The organism is Clostridioides sp. ES-W-0018-02, assembly GCF_020658175.1.
Classification (GTDB): Bacteria; Bacillota; Clostridia; order Peptostreptococcales; family Peptostreptococcaceae; genus Clostridioides.
This window is the reverse complement of sequence record NZ_JACVVY010000002.1, coordinates 108909-129815: the sequence shown is the minus strand read 5'-3', so window position 1 is coordinate 129815 and position 20907 is coordinate 108909. Positions and strand designations below refer to the sequence as shown.

At 25.8% G+C, this 20907-nt stretch carries 18 protein-coding genes; 6 read left to right on the top strand and 12 right to left on the bottom strand.

What is annotated here, in order from left to right:
* Positions 1 to 38: 38 nt before the first annotated feature.
* The 8 genes from IC219_RS06985 to IC219_RS06950 form a co-directional block, all read right to left on the bottom strand.
* Positions 39 to 1028: a S8 family serine peptidase gene (locus tag IC219_RS06985; RefSeq protein ID WP_227433554.1), complete on the bottom strand. Its 990-nt coding sequence runs from the start codon at positions 1026 to 1028 to the stop codon at positions 39 to 41.
* Positions 1029 to 1075: 47 nt separating this feature from the next.
* Positions 1076 to 2320, bottom strand: a complete 1245-nt coding sequence (locus tag IC219_RS06980) for a radical SAM/SPASM domain-containing protein (RefSeq protein WP_227433555.1) — start codon at positions 2318 to 2320, stop codon at positions 1076 to 1078.
* Positions 2321 to 2358: 38 nt separating this feature from the next.
* Entirely contained in the window at positions 2359 to 4908 is a 2550-nt protein-coding gene (locus tag IC219_RS06975) for an ABC transporter permease (RefSeq protein WP_227831347.1), read from the bottom strand.
* 204 nt (positions 4909 to 5112) lie between these two features.
* The gene (locus IC219_RS06970; RefSeq protein WP_227433557.1) at positions 5113 to 5274 is read right to left on the bottom strand and encodes a hypothetical protein; all 162 of its coding nucleotides are present in this window, start codon (positions 5272 to 5274) and stop codon (positions 5113 to 5115) included.
* Positions 5275 to 5329: 55 nt separating this feature from the next.
* Positions 5330 to 6346, bottom strand: coding sequence for a radical SAM/SPASM domain-containing protein (locus tag IC219_RS21985; RefSeq protein ID WP_227831348.1), 1017 nt, complete (start codon positions 6344 to 6346; stop codon positions 5330 to 5332).
* Positions 6343 to 7641, bottom strand: coding sequence for a radical SAM/SPASM domain-containing protein (locus tag IC219_RS06960; RefSeq protein WP_227433559.1), 1299 nt, complete (start codon positions 7639 to 7641; stop codon positions 6343 to 6345). Before IC219_RS06960 ends, IC219_RS21985 begins: the two co-directional genes overlap by 4 nt.
* Before the next feature lie 444 nt (positions 7642 to 8085).
* Entirely contained in the window at positions 8086 to 9405 is a 1320-nt protein-coding gene (locus IC219_RS06955; protein WP_227483063.1) for an ATP-binding protein, read from the bottom strand.
* Positions 9399 to 10109 (bottom strand): LytR/AlgR family response regulator transcription factor, encoded by a 711-nt coding sequence (locus IC219_RS06950; RefSeq protein ID WP_227433561.1) that lies wholly within the window; start codon positions 10107 to 10109, stop codon positions 9399 to 9401. The genes IC219_RS06955 and IC219_RS06950 overlap by 7 nt, the downstream gene beginning before the upstream one ends.
* Before the next feature lie 904 nt (positions 10110 to 11013).
* On the opposite strand from IC219_RS06950, the gene IC219_RS06945 reads away from it, so the two are divergent.
* The 6 genes from IC219_RS06945 to IC219_RS06920 all read left to right on the top strand — a co-directional run bounded on the left by IC219_RS06945 (position 11014) and on the right by IC219_RS06920 (position 17327).
* The gene (locus tag IC219_RS06945; protein ID WP_227831349.1) at positions 11014 to 11595 is read left to right on the top strand and encodes a TetR/AcrR family transcriptional regulator; all 582 of its coding nucleotides are present in this window, start codon (positions 11014 to 11016) and stop codon (positions 11593 to 11595) included.
* A 201-nt stretch (positions 11596 to 11796) separates the two neighbouring features.
* Positions 11797 to 11973 (top strand): hypothetical protein, encoded by a 177-nt coding sequence (locus tag IC219_RS06940; protein WP_227433563.1) that lies wholly within the window; start codon positions 11797 to 11799, stop codon positions 11971 to 11973.
* Positions 11974 to 12201: 228 nt separating this feature from the next.
* Entirely contained in the window at positions 12202 to 12954 is a 753-nt protein-coding gene (locus IC219_RS06935; protein ID WP_227831350.1) for an ABC transporter ATP-binding protein, read from the top strand.
* Positions 12944 to 15064: an FtsX-like permease family protein gene (locus IC219_RS06930; RefSeq protein WP_227831351.1), complete on the top strand. Its 2121-nt coding sequence runs from the start codon at positions 12944 to 12946 to the stop codon at positions 15062 to 15064. The genes IC219_RS06935 and IC219_RS06930 overlap by 11 nt, the downstream gene beginning before the upstream one ends.
* 195 nt (positions 15065 to 15259) lie before the next feature.
* Positions 15260 to 15970, top strand: a complete 711-nt coding sequence (locus IC219_RS06925; protein WP_227831352.1) for a LytR/AlgR family response regulator transcription factor — start codon at positions 15260 to 15262, stop codon at positions 15968 to 15970.
* Positions 15971 to 15989: 19 nt separating this feature from the next.
* Positions 15990 to 17327, top strand: a complete 1338-nt coding sequence (locus IC219_RS06920) for a sensor histidine kinase (RefSeq protein ID WP_227433567.1) — start codon at positions 15990 to 15992, stop codon at positions 17325 to 17327.
* 214 nt (positions 17328 to 17541) lie between these two features.
* Here the strand turns inward: IC219_RS06920 and IC219_RS06915 are convergent, their stop codons facing one another.
* The 4 genes from IC219_RS06915 to IC219_RS06900 all read right to left on the bottom strand — a co-directional run bounded on the left by IC219_RS06915 (position 17542) and on the right by IC219_RS06900 (position 20897).
* Complete coding sequence (locus tag IC219_RS06915) at positions 17542 to 18111, bottom strand: GrpB family protein (RefSeq protein ID WP_227831353.1); 570 nt, start codon at positions 18109 to 18111, stop codon at positions 17542 to 17544.
* 110 nt (positions 18112 to 18221) lie between these two features.
* The gene (locus IC219_RS06910) at positions 18222 to 18950 is read right to left on the bottom strand and encodes a HEAT repeat domain-containing protein (protein WP_227831354.1); all 729 of its coding nucleotides are present in this window, start codon (positions 18948 to 18950) and stop codon (positions 18222 to 18224) included.
* Between the two features lie 42 nt (positions 18951 to 18992).
* Positions 18993 to 19142: an aminoglycoside 6-adenylyltransferase gene (locus tag IC219_RS06905; protein WP_227831355.1), complete on the bottom strand. Its 150-nt coding sequence runs from the start codon at positions 19140 to 19142 to the stop codon at positions 18993 to 18995.
* A 303-nt stretch (positions 19143 to 19445) separates the two neighbouring features.
* Positions 19446 to 20897 (bottom strand): sensor histidine kinase, encoded by a 1452-nt coding sequence (locus tag IC219_RS06900; protein WP_255612941.1) that lies wholly within the window; start codon positions 20895 to 20897, stop codon positions 19446 to 19448.
* Positions 20898 to 20907: the final 10 nt, after the last annotated feature.

Sequence of the window (20907 nt, the reverse complement as noted above, 5' to 3'; positions counted from 1 at the left end):
ACATATCTCCATTCCTATATTCAAAAATCTATATTTTTTTAAATCAAATTTTCGTAAATAAGATCTACTGCCCTGGTTAAATCCTCTAATTGATATAAATATACTCCTTTGTAGTCAATGTCAATATTAAACTCTTTATTTAAAGTAGTTAAAAGATCATATGCATTATAATTTCCAATACATGTAAAGTTGTTAAATAAAGAATATTCATTTACAAAATCAAAATTTATCTTCGTTTTTGAGAAATCTCTATTTATCACATGCATTATTTGCTTTGCTATATCTAATCTTATCAAATTAGATCTATAACTTGGAATGTACAAATTTTCTATTTTTAAATCCTCTTTATTTTGGCTTCTTTGAATGAGTATTTCTTCTAATTCATTAAATTTAATATCAGGATTCTTTTTTAATATATTTGCAACAATACCAGTTGCCACTGCACAAGCTTTACTATTTTTACCAAAATGAGTTACTTTATCTTTAAATTTAATAAAATTATCTTTTGAGTTTGCATACATCTGAATCTTATTTCTCTGTTTATATATGTACTGATTATTTTTATATATATTTTCATTACCTACTACACCAATAACACTTTCAAATATAGTAGGAATACTTTCTTTCTCTGCATATCTATTATGTTTTGAACAAATAATAAATCTACCTTGGCTATTCAAAATATTACAAACTTTTTCTAATTCTTTTTCATATTTACTATTAATAGATGCAGCTGAAATATTTATTATCTGCATATCTGACATAGTCAACTTGCTCAATGTATTAAGAAGATTTAAAGAACTTGTTTTTCCAGAATCATTAAAGATATTAATAGGATAAATTTGGACATTCTTACTTATATTTAATATAGTTTTTGATACAAAAGTTCCATGCCCATTTATATCATTTATTTCCCTCCCCCCCAAATCTTCCAATTGAAAATTTGAATCATAAACATAATTTCCATTCATATCATCATCATTTATATCTAATCCTGTGTCTAAAACTGCTACTTTTACTTTACTCAATTAATAATCACCTCCAAAATACATTACTTTAGATATAAAACCAATTCTTACCATACTATAGGCTCTAAAATATTTTTCATTTTTTTACAATTTGAAGCAAACATTTTTTGGTCATTTTTCAAAGTATATATTTTTGATGGACAAGTTGTACAAAACAAATTTATTTTACAATCTTTACACTCTTCAATATTTACTGGTTTTAATTTATCAAATCTACTAAACATATCCATTTTTCTATTAAGAATATTCTCTAATATGTTTTCATTAAATTCCAATATATTGAACATCTTTAAATCCTTATATTCTAAGTTTGGACATGGATATACATCCCCCTTGTAATCTATACTTATCTGATTAACACCTGCTTTACACATATTTGAACATAAACTATTTTTATCTACATAATCATCTTTACAAATATAGTCAATATCAAGTTTGTTATTAAGATATTTGCTATAGTTCTCATTTCCTCTACCAATGTTCATAAAATTTCTTATTATAGATGTTGTGCCCAAATCTTCATTCAATTTATTAAATTTATCTATGTTTTTTTCATTATTCTTTCCTACAACCATAGATAAACCTATGTTCTCGAACCCTTTTGATTTTATAAGTTTAATCACATTTAATACTTTACTGAATACACCTTTACCCCTTACTTTACTACAACTTAATTCATCATAGCCGTCCAGACTAATTTCTATTGCATATAAATCATTAATTATATTATCAATCTGGCTCTCTTTAATTAAAGTTGCATTTGTAGATAAAATTATCTTCCCTTTAAATTTTTCTTTTACATAATCCAATATTTCTAAGAAATCATCTCTTATTAATGGTTCTCCACCTGTAATTGTTAATATTCTTGGATTTAATCGAGCTACATTATCTATTACTTTTTTTACTTGAGATGTCTCTAAATAATCATTATTGTCTATTTTAGAGTCTACACAGCAATAATCACAACTTAGATTACATCTATTAGTTGGAGAAAATGAAATTTTGTTTATTCTCTCTAGTCTAAATTCACTTATAATAGAATCACTTATAAGCCCTATAGATTCCAATTCATTTATAACTCGTTCATAATATTTTTTATCTTCGTTTTCTTGGAATACATCATATAAATTATCAAGTTGTAATTCATTATCTACTGAATACTTTATAACTTCATAACATTCTATTGGAATTTTAATCCACCTTCCATTTACCTTATTACTAAGAATAACTTGATTATTATTTATTATTTTTTCGCATATACAATTTAAAAAATATTTATTTGAGCTATTCATTTATTTCACTCCTTTCCAATATATTTAAATTAGCAATTTTATTCACTTTCTTTTATACCACTTACTATACTAAGTTTATTTATCATTCTATTAGAAAAGTAAACTGCAATAACACAAACGAAAACAGATATTGAGCCAAATATTAAAATTTCAAATGTTGGAATTTCAAATTTAACAGAATTACTTATACCATATATCTGTTGATTAAGTTTATTAGTTTCAGAAACCATTTTATAATAATTGAAACTAGATATAATTCCAGCCACAATCATACTTAATATTCCATATATAATATTTTCTTTTATTAACATTCTTTTTACATGTTTTTTAGGCATTCCTACTGCCCTGAATGTACATATCTCACTCAATCTTACAATTATATTTGATCTAACTATAAAAATAATATTTATAGATGATATTAATAAAACTCCAAATACACAAATCATTGCTAATTTATATGAAGAATCATTATAGTGATCACCAAAGTGATTACGTACATATCTTCCCTCTATATCTGAAAACCCATTTTTTTCTATTATATTGTTTATTTTTTTTATTACTTTTTCATCTGTTCCTTTTTTTATCTTGACGAAAGCTTTATTATAATCATTTATCCCTGTCAATTCTTTTAAATCCTTTTCATTAAATATAACTTGAATTCCACCTGATTGAGATTCTCCATCTTGCTCTGATATATAGCTATTTTTCATTATTCCAGCTATTCTTACTTTTGTATTTATATATTTATAATCTCCATCTTTATATACAGGCATTTTTATATCTACTAAATCTCCTACTTTGGGTGACTTTATAATTTGAGCGTTATTTGACATTTCAATTCTAGAATAAAAATTATTTACTAACAAAATATTTTTATAATCACTCTTTGTATAACTATATACATTTTCACCTTTTTCTATATACTTATCTATATTATTTAACAACTCTTTATTGTAACCCCTAATTAAAACTGTAGATTCATTTTTATTATTTATTCCAGTTCTGTCTAATTCATCCAAATAACTTTTTTCTAGTTCAGCATTTCTTAGATATCCATCTAAATAAATATTAGGTTCAATATCTGTTACATCATCAATAGCTTTTATTTCATCTAATAAAGAGTTATCATACTTAGAAAAGGTATAATTTGCATTTATTGGTGAATAGCCCAAATAAATATCAAAATTACCATATGATTTACTTGTTATATTAGCTGCTTCTGACTCTTTTCCATATATGAACTTTGTAGAAGTTAAGCTCCCTATAAATAAAATTCCACATAGCGCTATTGTAATAATAATTATTATTGATGTAACCTTATTCCTAAATATATTTTTAAAAGCTATCTCATTTATAATTCCAACAACTTTTTTATTTGATTTTAACAACAAAAACTTAGGAACATAATTTAATTTATCTGTCTTTTTTATAGCATCAATTATAGATAAATTTCCAGCTTTATATATAGGTACTATAGAGGCTAATATAACTGCTATAATCGACATAATGATAGATTCAATTATAGAATTTGTATTTATAGTTAATTCTGCACTTTTATCATATACAATCATAAGACCTAAATAAGAAAAAACTATACCTCCAAGTAAACCTATTACTATACCCACGGATAAAACTACAATACTCTGAATAAAAAATATACGTCTAATATTTTTCTTATTGGCTCCAACAGCTCTAAGTAAACCAATTTGCTTGGTCATATCTAATATTATTATGTTAAACATGTTATATATTACTAATATTGCACATAATAAAGGTAATAATCTTTGTTTTATTGAGTAAGTTGTTGTTTTTGAAATATTTTTCATAGACATAGCCATACTTACTTCTGTATTTGGATAAAATTCATTATTTGTTAACTTATATTTTACCCCTAGATTCACTACTTTTTGAGTATCTAAATCTTTTGTATTAAGTTTTAATGTCCCCATATGATTTATTAATTCAGATGGAACAATATCTTTGCCATCGTTTGAATATGTAAAAGCTCTTACCTTATATTCATTTAAACTTTCATAGTATTCATCTGGTTTACTTAAAATCCCAACTATTTTAAATTTCTTATCTTTACTGTAAATAGCATTTTCATTATTTTTATTTACATACTCATTAACAATTTGAAAATCAATAGTTTGATTTAATTTAACATCTAGTTTCATTTTATCTAAAACTTTTTGCTCTATTACTAATTCATTAGAATTTCTAGGTTCCCTACCTTTAACCAATTGATATCTAGTAGAATCTAAAAAATTTTTATTGTAAGAACACAAATTTATAGATGCCCCATTGTTTTTACTTACAATTTCTCCAAATTTAAGTACATCATTGAATTCCTTTATATCTTCTTCACCATTAAGTTTTTTTACTATATCACTACTTACATCTTCATAAAAAGCATGATAATTGCCTGAGTTTTTGTATGCATGATTTATATCTGATTGTCCTTGAGACTCTTTAATAACACTTAATGAAAAAACTAGCATAACAGCAATCCCTATACTAAGTATTAATGATAAAGTTTTTCCTTTTTGTCTTTTTAAATATGACACTGCAAGTTTAATATTAATCATAATTAGAATTCTCCTTATTCACATTTACAAGAAAAACTCTATAATCTAAAATGATAGATTATAGAGTCCTATTCATTAAATACTAACTAACTTGTTGCGCTAGTTAAATTTAATTATTAAAAATACTAGAGTCTAAAAAAGCATATTTCATTCATGAAAACTACATCTAGTACTTTCAATATTTAATAGATTGATTAGTATTTTTTAATATGCTACTGTTCCTTTTGGAGTTTTTCCTGCACAATCCTCCATACAGTCTATTTGCGAAATTATTCCATGTGTGTCATAATACCATTTGCATGGATCTGCTTGCACCTCAACATCTTGAAGTTCTATTTTTTCTTCGATTTTTCTTATATGTATCATAATACATATCCCCCTTTACTTTTATATTATATTTATTATAACTAGTTAAACTAGGTTATAAACTACATAGCTTTTTTGTTGTTTCTACATAAACTCTTTCTAATCCACAGTAAATTGGAACTGGAGTATAGAATCTACCTGTTACCTTTTTATTTATAAGTTTACATCTAGTTGACATACAATAATCAAATCTAGTACATCCATCACACTCTTCATTCTTAGATGTATAAATTTTTATAAGGCTCTTAATTTTTTTATCATCCAATCCATCATATATATTTCCTAGTAAAATATCCTGTTCTCCAACACATACTGTACATGGATATACATCTCCTCTAACATCTATTGCATAACTATTTATACCTCCAAAACAGTCTCCTTTTTTCTTGTTTATAAATTGTTTATCTAAAATGGAGATATCTATATCAGGATAATTTTTTTTAATATCCATAATTTTACTAATTTGTTCATTTAATATTTTAATATGAGAATCATCCCAATTTTTATCCATAAAATCTGAAATTGGAGCTATATTTTTAAATCCTTGCTTTGCTATATCATATACACTCTCATAAAGATACTTAACGGTATTTGAGTTATATGTCATTCTTGCCCTAACATATATACCTTTCTCTATAAGTCTTTTTCCATTTTCTATTACTTTTTCATAAGTACCTACTCCATTAGCATATATTCTATTTGTATCATGTATATTCTTTGTTCCATCAATACTTATTGATATATTTTTTACATTCTTTGCTATAAACTCTATTACTTCATCATTTATAATAGTTCCATTTGTAGTTATATCAAATAATATTTCTTTGTCATTCACTCTATCTACTAACTCTTTATGTATATACTTAATCAAATCAAAATTTATAAACGGTTCTCCTCCATGTAAAACAATTGTTGTATAATCACTATCACTTTCTAATTCCTTATTACAAATAAAATTTATTGTTTTATCAGCAGTTTCATAACTCATATTTTCTTTTTTTTTATCATTTCCTTCATAGCAATATGTACATCTCAAATTGCAGTCTTCAGTTACAAATATGGTAAATTTCACTTAACTTCTTCATCTCCCCATATAGCTATATTTAAATTATGTTTCATCATCCTACACCATCTATCCAATTCTAGTTCATTATCCTTAACTGAATCTAATATCGCTGGGCAATGCCAACAAAAAATATTTACATCACAATTTTTACATTTTTCAAAGTTATATGGATAAATGCTTTCTAATTTAATCAAAGACTTTAAGCTCCTTGTTTTATTTCCTTTTATGACTTGTACAAATTCATTGTCAAATATATTTCCCATTTTATATTCATTCTTTATCAGTGAAGGACAAGGATATACATTTCCATCATAATTTATAAATATTTGAGAATTTCCTGCATTACATGCGCAACATCCCATTTTTTTATTTTTTTTATCTTTAAATTTTTTTAATTCATTATCTAAAATATAGGGAATCGTAATTGGAAGAACTGTATCTTCAAACAGATAATTTTCTTTATTTTCTAAACCTCTTCCTGTTGGAATAAAACATCTTTCAACGAATTCTGTACCAAGTTTTTTATTTAAATCTTTAAATTGTTGATTTAAGTGAGCATTTTTTTGACCAAATACCATAGATAACTTTATATTATTGAATCCATTCTCTTTTAATAGATTCACAGAGTTTATTACTTTATTAAATACACCTTTTCCTCGTGTTTCACTACAAGTATTTTCATCTACTCCATCAATACTAATGTCTATTTTTTCAAAATTATCTATAATAAAATCAATGTTATGTTCATCTACTAAAGTTCCATTTGTAGATAATATTAATTTAGTATTAGGTAATCTTTGTTTTATATATTTAATTATCTCAAAGAAATCTTCTCTTACTAATGGCTCTCCTCCAGTTACAACTATATGAGAAGCATTTAAAATTGATATTATATCTACTATATTTTTTAAATCATATGTGCTAAGTAAATCTTTCTTATTAGAGGACGATTCAACACAACAATGTTTACAAAATAAATTACATCTATTTGTTAAACAAAAATAAATTGCTATTTCATTGCTTAATCCTCCAATGTTTAAATTATTACTTTTAAAAATTTCATTTTTATTCATAATATCTATAAGATTGATAATATATTTTCTATCACTTTCATCATCAAAACAATTTACAAAATCATAGGCATTCATTTTATTTTCTTGGCTTAAAAGAAAATACTTATATATTTCCTCCGATAGTCTAATATATTTTCTAAATTTTTTATTATAAATTATTACTCGTTGATTTTTTCTATAAATAATTAAATCTTCTATATTAAAACTCATTTCTTCAGAATCTATCATAATTAAGTCCTCCTTAAGCTAATAAAACGTTTTCTTTCGAGTTTTTTTAATAAATATTTATTGCCAATATCAATTCCACTATATATCAATTACTACATTACTATTTTTATATTACTCAATATAAGCTTTACTAAGCTTATATTTTAAGATTTTTTCATTTTTTACTCCCCCATTTTCTACTTAAATTTATTTAGCATATATCCTGTTAACAATATGACTATTATATCAACTATAAAAGTTATCAATGTTTTAAATCTTTATAAATATAAATCATATTATTTTTGTTCTATGCTCTTATTTAGAATTAAAAAAGATGTTATCTTATTAGCGCAAGATTCGATTATTTTTATTGCCTCCAAATCTTATATGCTTAAAAGATAACATCCTCTATATCATTTTTCAATGCTATTTATCCAACTAGGCATTTTAAAGCTCCAACTGGAATTATTTTCTAGATAATGGTATATAAATAGTAGTTGTAAACTTATTTTTATCTGAATATATTTCTATATTTCCATTATATTTTTCTACTGAGCTTTTTATACTGTTTATTCCTATTCCATGTAAAAATGAGTCTTTTTTATCTGTAATAATTTTATTATTCTTTAATATAATCTCATTTATTTTTGTATTTTCACATTTAATTACAAATAATCTATTTATAATAGTTCCTCTTAATTTAATCTTTTTTTGTATATTTGTATCGTAAATCTTATTACAAGCTTCTATTGCATTATCTATCATATTTGAAAATATGCTACACACATCCGCCATTTCTATAAAATTGCATTCTAAAAAATTAATATCTACTAAAAAATCTATGCCATTTATATCACAAATAGATTTTTTCTCACTTAAAATAACATCTAAAATCATACTTTGTGTATTAAATATAGTATTACATTCATTTATTTGCTTATTTATATCTTTAATATACTTCTCTGCAATCTCATTTTTACCATAAATATTCTTAATACAAATAATATGATTGTTCATGTCATGGTATAGTTTTCTTATTTTCGACTGATATTCCTGTAAATTTAAATAGTATTTATATTGCATATTTATCTTTTCTTTTGTAATTTCATGTTCCATCTTTAGGTTATTGTCTTTTATTATTCTACCTATAATACTTACTAACGAAATATTTGAAAGTAAAAATACAATTGATATAACAAGTATTGTCAAACTTTCAGTTGGATTAATACTCTTATCTTTAAAAATAAATCCAAATACAACTATTATGCTAACAATATTTGCTATTAAGGGGAAAAATAAATAGATACAATCCTTCTTGTTTATTTTTATTTTTAATCTAATAGCTTTAAGTAATGGTATTAATCCTATTAGTAGTGATTTAGATATAATTATTAATTCTAGTTTTAATAAATTATTATTTAATAAATCACTCATCTCTTGTATAGAGTTAAGTGTGCCTACTATACTTAATCCAGTACTATCAAATCCGATTAATAACATCCAATATAATAAACTTATAAACACACTTTTCCATTGGTCCACCACATAATTACTTCTATACAATAGATATGTAATAAATATACATATAAATAACTTAACCTTTATATCAAATTCAATTATAGTCAAGGTAGTAATTATTATAATTGCAATTAGTAGACTACTATTTAAAACTGACTTGCTCTTTCTTAGCTCACTAAGTTCATCTAATATAAATTTTAATACAATCCATTCTATCATTGTAGAAAATAAAGTTAGAATAATCCCCCATACATCTATCCCTAACATAATACATCTCCCAATACATGTGTTAATTTTGTCTTTAAATCAGATATTCTATATTTACTGACTGGAATATTTTCATTATTAATAACTACAGTATTTTTGCATATAAGTTGAATATATTCCATGTTTATTAAATAGCTTTTATGACATCTAAAAAAATTATATTTTTCTAATTCTAACTCTATTTTATCCATACTATTATTAGTATTATAAATACCATCTGTAGTATGTATAGTCAAAACCTTTTTCCTGACCTCTATATACATAATACTATTAATTAAAATTTTGTTGATTATACCTTTATTTTCTATCAGCATAAAGTTTTCTCTTTTTTTAATAATATCTGATATACAATTTAAAATATTTTCATTTAAATCCTCAAAATCTATAGGCTTTAATAAATATCTATAAGCCCTTACCTTATAACCTTCTTGTATATAGTCGACTATTGAAGTTATAAATATTATTTCAGAAGTATCATTTGTTTCTCTAATTATTTTAGCTACATCCATCCCTGTTAGTTGAAGCATTTGAATATCTAAAAAATATATATCAACTCCTTCTAAAGCAGACTCCAATAACTCTTCTCCTGAATTAAACTCTAATAGTTCAATTTGACTAGAAACTCCCTCTAAGGATTTTAGTATACACTCTCTTAAGAAAACCATTTGTGTAATATCATCCTCACAAATAACTATTCTATACATAAAAATCCCCCCTTATCCCTTAGATAAAAAAACAGTTAAGGCTACACATTTATAAACTACAGTACCTCCTTACTATTCCTAAACTTAAAGAGTTGGCTATCCTATTTTTGCTTAATCCTTATTCCTTTAACTTTTTATATTCTCTATCTCCTTTTTTATTCTATTACCCTCTTCATTAATCCATTTTCATTTTTTCTTTTCACGCTTCTTTTTTCATTACTTATAGAATGTTTTTAATCAGTATCTATGATAGTTTTCATACATTTTTATTTTCTTGATATTATACTGAGTCTAACATCATATAAATGGTAACAAAACTTTGTCATTTACAACAAAAAATTCTCCTCTATTTTTAGCATGTTTGCACTAAAGATAAGGAGATTTTACAGATTTATTAATAACAATCAATACTTAATATGGTTTAAGCTTATTGCCTCATTAATAATTTTGTATACTTTTTAAATATCGAAATTATTAATGTTTTATGATTGTTATGATAATATTAAAAGATGATAACAATATAAAAAGCTCCCTAACTAGAGTACTCTCTTACCAAGAATGACTGTATAAAAAGCTAAGAGTAAGTCGCCAAACTTAAGAACTCATGACTTTTTTTATTTATTTTTTATTTCATTATAATATAAATTTTAACATAATTCTATTTATTAGTATACAATCTTTAATAATTATATATATTAATACATGATTGATAGAACACCTCTTAAACTTAGTATCATATAACCTTATTTATCATGTATTTAACAAGACAATTATAAAAAAACTTCCCCCTACTATCCTCCTTAAAAACTATCCCTCCATTGACATATAAAAGCTTTCGTGATAGTATCTAAACGTGTATTAAACACGTTTAATTTTTTTATGAGGAATTCTTAAGGGGAAAAATATGAAAATAGATTCAAAAAAAGAGCAACTAATTAACACAACAGTTCAGCTATTAACTTCAAATAGAGATATTTCAAGTATCACAGCTAGAGAAATCATAGCTAAAGCAAATGTCAATTTGGCTATGATTAATTATTATTTTAAATCTAAAGAAGCACTAATTAATACTGCTATTAAGAGAATTTTAAAATGCCATATGGATGAATATAAAACTACACATGATAAGCAAAATCTAACACCTAAGCAAGAGTTAAAAGAAATGTTAATGACATTTTGTGATGTTATAATTTTATATAGTCAATTTATAGAGATTTCTGTACCTTACATATTAGTTCAAGAAGACATTATTTATCCATTTGAAATATTGCCTTTGATTAGAGCTCATTATAAAAATCACGACAACAATAAAACTGAAGAAGATTACAAGGTTATTGCATATCAAATAACTTCATTTATACAGTTAGTTCTTCTTCGTTCTAATGCCTTTTTAAGATACTGTGGTATTGATATTATGGATGCAGAGAAAAGAAGTGCTTTAATTGACTCTCAATTAGAGTTATTTTTAATAGACACCATAAAGTAGTACTATTTCAGTTTAGTATTTATATCTATTTAGTATTATGTCTATTTAATACTATTTCAGTTTAACTATATATCTATTTAGTACTATTTCAGTTTAATTATATGTCTTTTAGTTTTGATACATAACTCAGCCATACTCTGACAGAACTTAAAGATATTCTCATGGACTCAAATACTTACATTAAATAAAGGGGGAATTTTAATGTTTTTTACATTTATAGGGATAATATCAGCAGTTTTATTGATATGTACAATTATATGTGGACTTTGGATAAAACTTAATAATCGCAATAATGACTCAAATTCTCACTTTACTTTTTCAATACTTTCAATTGTATTTTCGTTATTGATTGTGGTAGCTTTTTTAGTAAAAAAATAGTGTTTTTATATTATAAAATAAAAATAGATAATTATTTTACAAAAAAGACTACCATTTATACATCAACATATCTTTTATCTAAATAATCGTAACAATACCTTTTCAAAAATTTTTCTAACTCAAACATTACAAAAAAACACCCAATTCTTACAACGAGACTTATATTCCCATCCCCCTTTCAAATGCTATCATTGACTTACAAGATAAATGAAAGCGAGGATGATATATATGCTTAAAGTAAACAATTTATGTAAATCATACAAGACAGGTAATAAAACGTACCCTGTATTAAAAAATATTTCTTTTGAAATCAATAAAGGAGAATTCGTTGCAATCATGGGTGCATCTGGAAGTGGAAAGACAACTCTCTTAAACTGCATTTCATGCTTTATACCAATTGATGAAGGTGAAATAACTCTTGGAAACAATAATATAAGAAACCTACAAGAAAAAGAACTTTCCGAAGTTAGAAATCAGCAGTTGGGCTTTGTATTCCAAGATTTTATGCTGTTTGATGGTCTTAGTGTCTTTGAAAATATCTGTGTTCCACAAATTATCAAAGGTAGTAAAGTTATACAAATGGAAAACCGTGCTACTAGCCTATGCAAATTATTTGGTATTGAACATATACGCAAAAAATACCCTGCTGAAATATCTGGTGGTGAAAAACAGCGTACAGCAGTAGCAAGAGCTCTTATGAATAATCCAGATTTGATATTAGCATATGAGCCAACTGGTAATCTTGATAGCAAATCTTGTCGTACAGTAATTGACTCATTCCTAAAAGCCAAACAAGAGTTAGATGCCACTATATTCATGGTTACACATGATAGCTTTGCTGCAAGTTTTTGTGACCGTGTTATTGTCCTTAAAGATGGAATGGTCTACAAAGAAGTCGTAAAATCAAATTCAAGACGTGAATTCCTAGATGAATTATTGGAACTTTTAAAAGAAATGGGAGGCGGTCAAGATGACAATTAATAAATTATATGGAAAACTTCGAGCCTACAATTGGAAAAACTATACAACATTATTCTTTTGTATAATACTTTCTGTAGTCTTAGTAACTTCATATGCTTTAATTTATTTTAGTCCTACAGTGCAAACAATCCTTCCAACTGGAGGAGATAGTAGAAAACAAGCCATAATGATATTTGCAGTTGCTATATTAGGATGTGCTGTTTTTACTACTTATGCCTCTTCCCTATTTTTAAAATTTAAAAGTAGAGAAATTGGTATTTTTATGGCTCTAGGGACAGATAAGAAAAAATTGAAAAAAATTCTATTTTCAGAAATACTCCTTATTTCAATAGTCTGTTGTCTTTTAGGTCTTCTATTGAGTATGCCTGTATCTTTTGGTATATGGAAGATATTCCAATTGGTAATTATTGATACAAGAGAAATGACATACCACTTTGGAACTCAAGGATTTATATATGGTTTCATATTTTGTATATTTGTAACTCTATGTATTTTCTTACTTTCAGTAAAATTCATCAATCGTACAAATATAATTGATATACTAAATGACCAAAGAATCTCTGAACCAGTGCATGAGGTAAAAAGTTGGTATGGTATATTGGGAACATTTTTTATGGTATTAGGACTTCTTCTAGGTTATGTAGTACCTTCAATAGTCATAAGTGAACTTAATTACATGATGCCATCTATATGGAACATTACGTATGTATTCTCTGCTATTGGAATTTACATGATTATGACATATGTAGTAGTACATGCAAAAAGAGGAAAACATCCAGAAAAATACTACAAAAATATTATATCTACTAGTATGATGAGATTTATGGGCAAGCAAACTGTAAAAAATATGTGTGTTATTGCATTTTTAATTGCAGGAGCCTTATTTGCTGTATTCTATATACCTAATGTGATTGCAGGAATTAATGAAAATACTAAAAAGAATCCTATAGATTACACATTCACTTATAACCAAAGAGTGAATCAAATATCTAAAAAAGAAATTGAACAGTTGGCAGATAAGCATAAAGTAAAAATCCAAAACTATATGGAACTTCCTTCTATTGAATTAATTGTAGATGGTACAGAATCAATATTTAATAAAGATAGAACTATTGATGATGTATATATGAAAAAACATTCTTTAGCCATGTTCTTTAATTCTAAGGATTTCTCTAAATTAATTGATAAACCTATCAGTATAAAAAATGGTGAATATCTTGCTGTTGTAAGTAAAGAAAATAATAATAGAGATTATGATTTTCCAAAATTTATATCAAGCCCAGCCACAGAAAAAGAAACTCCTTTTAAATATTCTGGAAACCTAATATTTAATGGTTCTTTCTTTCAAAATGCTCGTATGACTGCTTATGTCCTTAGTGAAGACGATTATAATGCATTTGCTAAAGGTTTATCTATAAATAACTACAATAATTCTATCCTATTTAATGTAGATAAAACTACAGATACCTATGCTTTTGCTAATGATTTAAAGTCAGAGATTATAAAAAGAACACCTAAGGAAATGGGAACATACACTATGTATGATGAATATGTGAAAAAACGCAATGAATCAACTGGTCAAAAGTATTTTTTGGATGAAGAATATCCAAGTGGAGAAGGTTCTTTAAAATTAACTCCAGATAATAATCAATTATATCTCCAATGGAAGTACTATCCTAATTTTAAAACTTTGCAGAGTCAAGATATGATAAAAAATACAGCAGTATTCTTGATGTTATTTATCTATGTAGGTATAATCTGCTTTACGGCTGTGGGAATCATTGCATATACAAGAGGTGTTACAATAGCAGTAAATCACAAACAGATTTTTATAGATTTGAGTCGATTAGGTGCTAACAACGACTATATAAAATTCTGTATTCGCAACCAATTAAAGAAAATCTTTTCATACCCTCTTATTACTGGAAGTTTTGTAATATATCTTTTTAACTTTATGATTATGGTAAACAATGATGGTAGAATTGTTCATAGTGAAGTCAATGCTCTTTTGATAAATCTAGGTTTACTAGTGGTTTGTGGGGTTTATATGTATCTTATATATCTGTTGACTTACAAAAAATTTAAAGAAATTGTTGGAATTTCAAAATAAGTTTGCTTGAATTATTTTAGATAAAACTTCTCTGAGTAAGTCTATATAATTCTTATCTGTACGATTTTAGTCAAAACTTATTTAAGTAAGACTCTACTTTGCTACCTAGACATATTTTCTCTTTTATGTATCTAGGTAGCTCAATTTATTATATACTTAATTATATAAATATAAAACTTGAAAGGAGAATAATCATTGATTTCAATTTGTATTTGTGATGACGAAAAACAACAAAGAAGTATGCTAAATAAAATCATCACAAGAGAAATGGATTTATGGGGCTATCCCTGCCAGATAAAAGAATACTCAAATGGAGAAAGTCTAATATATAATCTAGAACATGAAAATTATTATATGGACATCATTTTTTTAGATATTGAACTTGGAGAAATTAATGGAGTTGATATAGCAAAAGTCATTCGAAAATACTCAAAAGATACTATAATTATCTTTGTCACAGGTTTTTCTGACTATGTATTTCATGGATATGATGTAGGAGCTTTAAACTATATCTTAAAACCTTATAAAAGTGAAAAAATATGTGAAGTCTTAAAAGAAGCACTAAAAAAATTAGAACAATGGAAAGAACACTTTATTACGATTCAGATTGGAACTAACCTTTGTAAAATCAATACAAAAGACATTCTCTACTTTAAAAGTGAATTAAGAAAGCTGACTGTAGTAACCTCTGACAAATCTTTAGAGTATTATGGAAAACTAAATGATATGGAAGATATTCTTCCATCTAATTTTATACGTACACATCAAAGATATATTGTCAATCTAAACTATGTAAACAGTATAAATCAGACATATGCTAAAGTACAAAATAAAAAAATTCCTATAAGTCGTCAAAAATATCAAGAAGTTGTAGGAAAATTTACAAGACATATGCTAGAATCTTAATTTTTAGAAAGGTTTTCAAATGGATACTTATTCAATAATATCAAAAGCTACAATTTATATTACAGTTTTACTTAGCATTTTTATGGCCTTTTTTCTTTATAAGCTAACATCTTATTTTATAGATTTTAGGAAACATTGGATTTTTAAAATAATATTGATTTTGGGTTATTCTATTATTGGTCAAATGATAATATGGCTTTCTGACCCTGTAAATATACTTTTTACACTACTTGGATATTTTATACTCCTTATAGTCTGTAGTAAAAGTAGGTTGATTCCTATAATATCAGTTATAATGATACTCTATCCTATTATAGTTGGTGTTAATTTTCTTTTTATAAACAATCCTCTATATAGAGAACTTGTAAGCTCAAGTGAGTATACTGTAGTACTTTCAATCTTTAAGATAGTTTCTGCCATAATTAAAGTATTTTTATGGTTTTTGATACATTTTTTCTTAAAAAATAGATTAGTTAATATAAAACAGTACCTTACAAATCGCATATGGATTTTTATTGATATAGTATGTATATCCTCATTTTTATCAATATTAATTGCCATTATTTTGCCACCCACTAATTTAATTCCTATGGGTAGCGATTATAATATTATTTTAGGTAACTTACCTTATGGTACTTATCTAATCATTTTATCTGCAATCATAGCTAATATTGGTGTGATACTTCTTTTAAATCCATTAATTGAAAATGTAAAGATGAAGTTAGAAAATCAATCGAATCATATAAAAGAAGAATATTACGACTTACTAGAGAATCAACAGGTTCAGATACGCAAAATACGACATGATATAAATAACCACTTCCAAATGATTGAGTCTTATTTAGAAGTTGAAGATATTGATGGAGCTAAAGATTATTTTACACAATTAAAACTTAGTTTTGGGACTTTAAGTGGTAAGCAATTTTGTAAAAACCCTGCCCTTAATTCAATTTTAAATCTTCGTCATACAGAATTGGAAGAAAATAGTGTTGATGTTCATTTTAATATAGATATAGACAATCACTTTGGTATAGAGCCAATGGATTTATGTACTATTTTTTCAAACTCTTTGGATAATGCTATAGAAGCATCCTTAAAGATTTCCGACTTATCAAATAGAAAAGTGGTGCTAAAAGCACGTTGTGAAAATGAGTATTTTAGCTATTTATTAACAAATAACAAGGTAAATCCTATCATTAAAAAACATGGTTTATTTATTTCAGATAAAGATAATAGTAAATCTCATGGATATGGTGTTGAAAATATCAAGGAAATTGTTGATAAGTATAGTGGAGAGTTGAATATTTCTTATACTGATACAGATTTTTCTTTATTTCTTTATATTAGGTTGTGTTAGTATTAAGCTGAGAATCTTAATATATTTAAAAAACTCCAAAAAGGAAAGCCAGAAATGACTTTCCTTAATTTATATTTTAATAATAATATAAACACATATAAATTGTGAGCTTTTTCAACTGTCTCAAAGTGATTTTAATATTTCATTTTTAGTAAGCATTGATATATTAAACTTAAATTTAAATATATTAAACTTAAATATAGTAAATAACATCCTAACTGTATCTATTAGAATACAATTTCCTAGATTTTTCAGTTACCTTTTTAATAAAATCTGATTTATTATCTGTATAAGCATCACGATTATGCTCATATTCCTTCCATAATTTCAACTTAAGATTCTCATATTCCTTCTCAACGCTTGGATTATCAATCAAATAATCTCTAAAAAATAATTCATCATTGTCTCCTGCATATCTTATATGTAAATGAAAAACTCGTTCTGCAAACCCATCTACTGTATATCCTTTATTAAATGAAATCCTATCACCACTTTCAGACATGCAAATATAGTCATCTGACTCAATTATCTCTTTAATCTCTTGTATGTTACACTCAGGCTTTATCTCCATCAGTATATCAACAATCGGTTTTGCATAAATTGTATTCACAGCAGTACTTCCAATATGATTTATTCTCACAATTTTTTGCATAGGAAGTAGTTCAGTTAGTCTAGATTCTTCTTCTTTAAACCAATCTTTCCAACATTCCCTATGATTAGTTAAAAATATAGGAAATAGCTTCCATAACTCTTCTAATGTCATATCTGACAGCTGTTTTCTCATAAACCAGTTTCCCCCTTTTAGATTAGCAAATTTGATTGTTCTTTATACAATTTTATTGCTTTTGATTTTATTTCCTTCTACAACTTTATTAATTTTGATTTTATTTCTTTCTAGAACTTTATCTCTTTTTTAATCTTACTTAGAGAACACTCAGCTTCATTTTTTATTAAATCATTTTTATCACTATATAAAACTTGCTCAAGAATATCTATACTTTCTTGAGTCTTAAAAGAAGAAAGGCACATTACGCATTTCCAAATAATTAAATCATCTTCCGAATACTTTTCCATTACACTTACAATCTTTTTAAAGTAATATTCACTAGCTACCCCTTGATTATAAAATATCATAAATCCTATAGCATCAATTACCTCAGAAATCTTAATCCTATCATCACTCTCTAAAACGTCAAACAATACAGGTAAAATCTCTACATTCATCCTTGCTAAACTTCTTGCAATTATATCCCTTGCTAATGGATAACTCTTCTTTTTAGAAACCCTGTCTGGCAAATATTTATGTTGATTATTTCCTATTGTTCCAAGATATTTAATCATCTGTTTTGCAGTATAAGTATTCCCATTTTCAAGGGCATTACAAATCTCAATCTTCGTATATAGAGATTTTTCAACGCAAAGCTTTCCTAACAAAAACTCTACAAATTCTTTATTTTCGACTCCATATCTTTTTGACATCAAATTTATATAAACTGACCTTTCAACTGCTTTTGATGAACTTGCTAGTTCCAATAACTCTTCATCTGAATAAGATTGAAATTTATTGATATATTCTTCTGTAATAAAACCTCGCTTTATCAACTCTTCATTAGTACTTTTCATAAATTAACCTCATACTATTATTTTTTATCAGACATAAAATAGTTAAACAAGACTAGTGATATAATAATTTATCATATCCATAGCATAAGAAACTTCTTCTCTCCAAATCCCTTTTGCCACATTATTAAGACAGCATAAAAAATTATTACAATCGCATATAAACTCATTTACAATGTGATTTCTACTGGACAAACAGGTAAATATTTTTTCATATTATTCTCCTTAACTAACTTAAAGTTATATATTTACTTTTAATTGGTACAGTTATATAATACTATATTTATTACGTCAAGGTAACAGATTTTATTTGTAGAAAGTTTCTTTATTTATTGTAGAAACTTTCTATATTCATTTAAAAACTTATAAGATATTTTTTCAATACTCAAATACAATAAGAGGTATCAACATATTGCTGATACCTCTTTTATATACTTAACATAATCACTTATTAATATATTTACAATATCTACACAATAAAAAATTAAATATGAATGATTAGAGATTAAATATTTTATGCTGAAATATAACACATGCACCACCACATTTCACATTTTCTATTCTGATTGAACCACCAAGCATCTCAACTAATTGCTTGACAATGTACAACCCCAAACCAGAATGCCCATCCTTAGTCTGTCTAGCCTCATCACCTCTATAAAATTTTTCAAAAACTTTATGCATATCTTTAGCACTAAATCCAGTACCAGAATCACAAATCTCATATGAGATATATTCTTTTTCTGCCTTTGCTGATATTTTGATTTTTCCACCTTCTGGAGTATATTGAAGACTATTGGATACAATATTATCAAAGATTCTTTCCAATTTCTCTATATCAATCAAAATAGATTCTTCTATATCACTTTGAATGTTTAAAGTGATAGATATTTCTTTTTTCCTAGCCTCTAATTCATAGTAGTATACTTTTTGCTCCAAAAACTCAGTCAGATTTATAGGAACTAACTGTAACTGAATACAAGATTTTTCAAGTTCAGAAGTATATTGCATTTGCTGAACCAATGAGACACTTTTATCTACATTTGCTTCTATAACTGCAAGATATTGACGTTGTTCTTCACTAATCTCAGTATCATCAATCAGAGCTTCTGAATATACCTTTACAATAGATAATGGTGATTTCAGGTCATGTGCCAATGCCTCTACCATTTCTACTCGTTCCTGTTCTATTTTCCACTGTGCAGATAAGGATTTTTTTAATTCTTCTTTCATTTCTGAAAAAGCACTACATAGATTTCCTAGTTCATTATCCGCGTAATAATCTATTTCAAAATCAAGGTTCTTTTCTTTAATCTTCTGTGAACTATCCATCAAGAGTTTTAGTGGTCGATTGATATTTTTAGCAAGAATTCGAGAAAATAGTATTGTAAATCCTATAATATATATAAAAGGAGATAACAAAACAAGAATAATAACCCTATCGTCTCTCCACAGCTCATTTTCATTTCCATTTGCATAAGTAAGTTTCAACTGATAAGCAAGAAGTACAGCCCCTTTGATTTTTCCACTATCATCAATAACAGGAACAATCTTGACAAAATTTCCCGAATCTATAATTTTAGTATTTAGTTTATTAAATAATTGTTCCTTTGTTTCAAAAATTTGTTTCTTATATGTACCATATAAAAAGTTACTGTCATTATCTACAACCTGATAGAGTAATCCGTCACCATGAATCATATTGTTCAAATCTTCTGCATTTGAAGGAGATAGAATAGTTGTATTTTTTTTATGAATGTATTTTTCTATTTCTGGTATCTGCTGTTCATAATAATTTTCGCCATATATGTCATTATTATTTAAAGCTCGAATAAACAACATAATTACTCCAGCATAAGTAATCAGTGACGCCAATATGCTGGTGATTATAATTAAAAAAAGTGTTCTGCGAAACTGTGCTGAAAGTGACCGATTCTTTATGCTTTTCATTATATGAAAA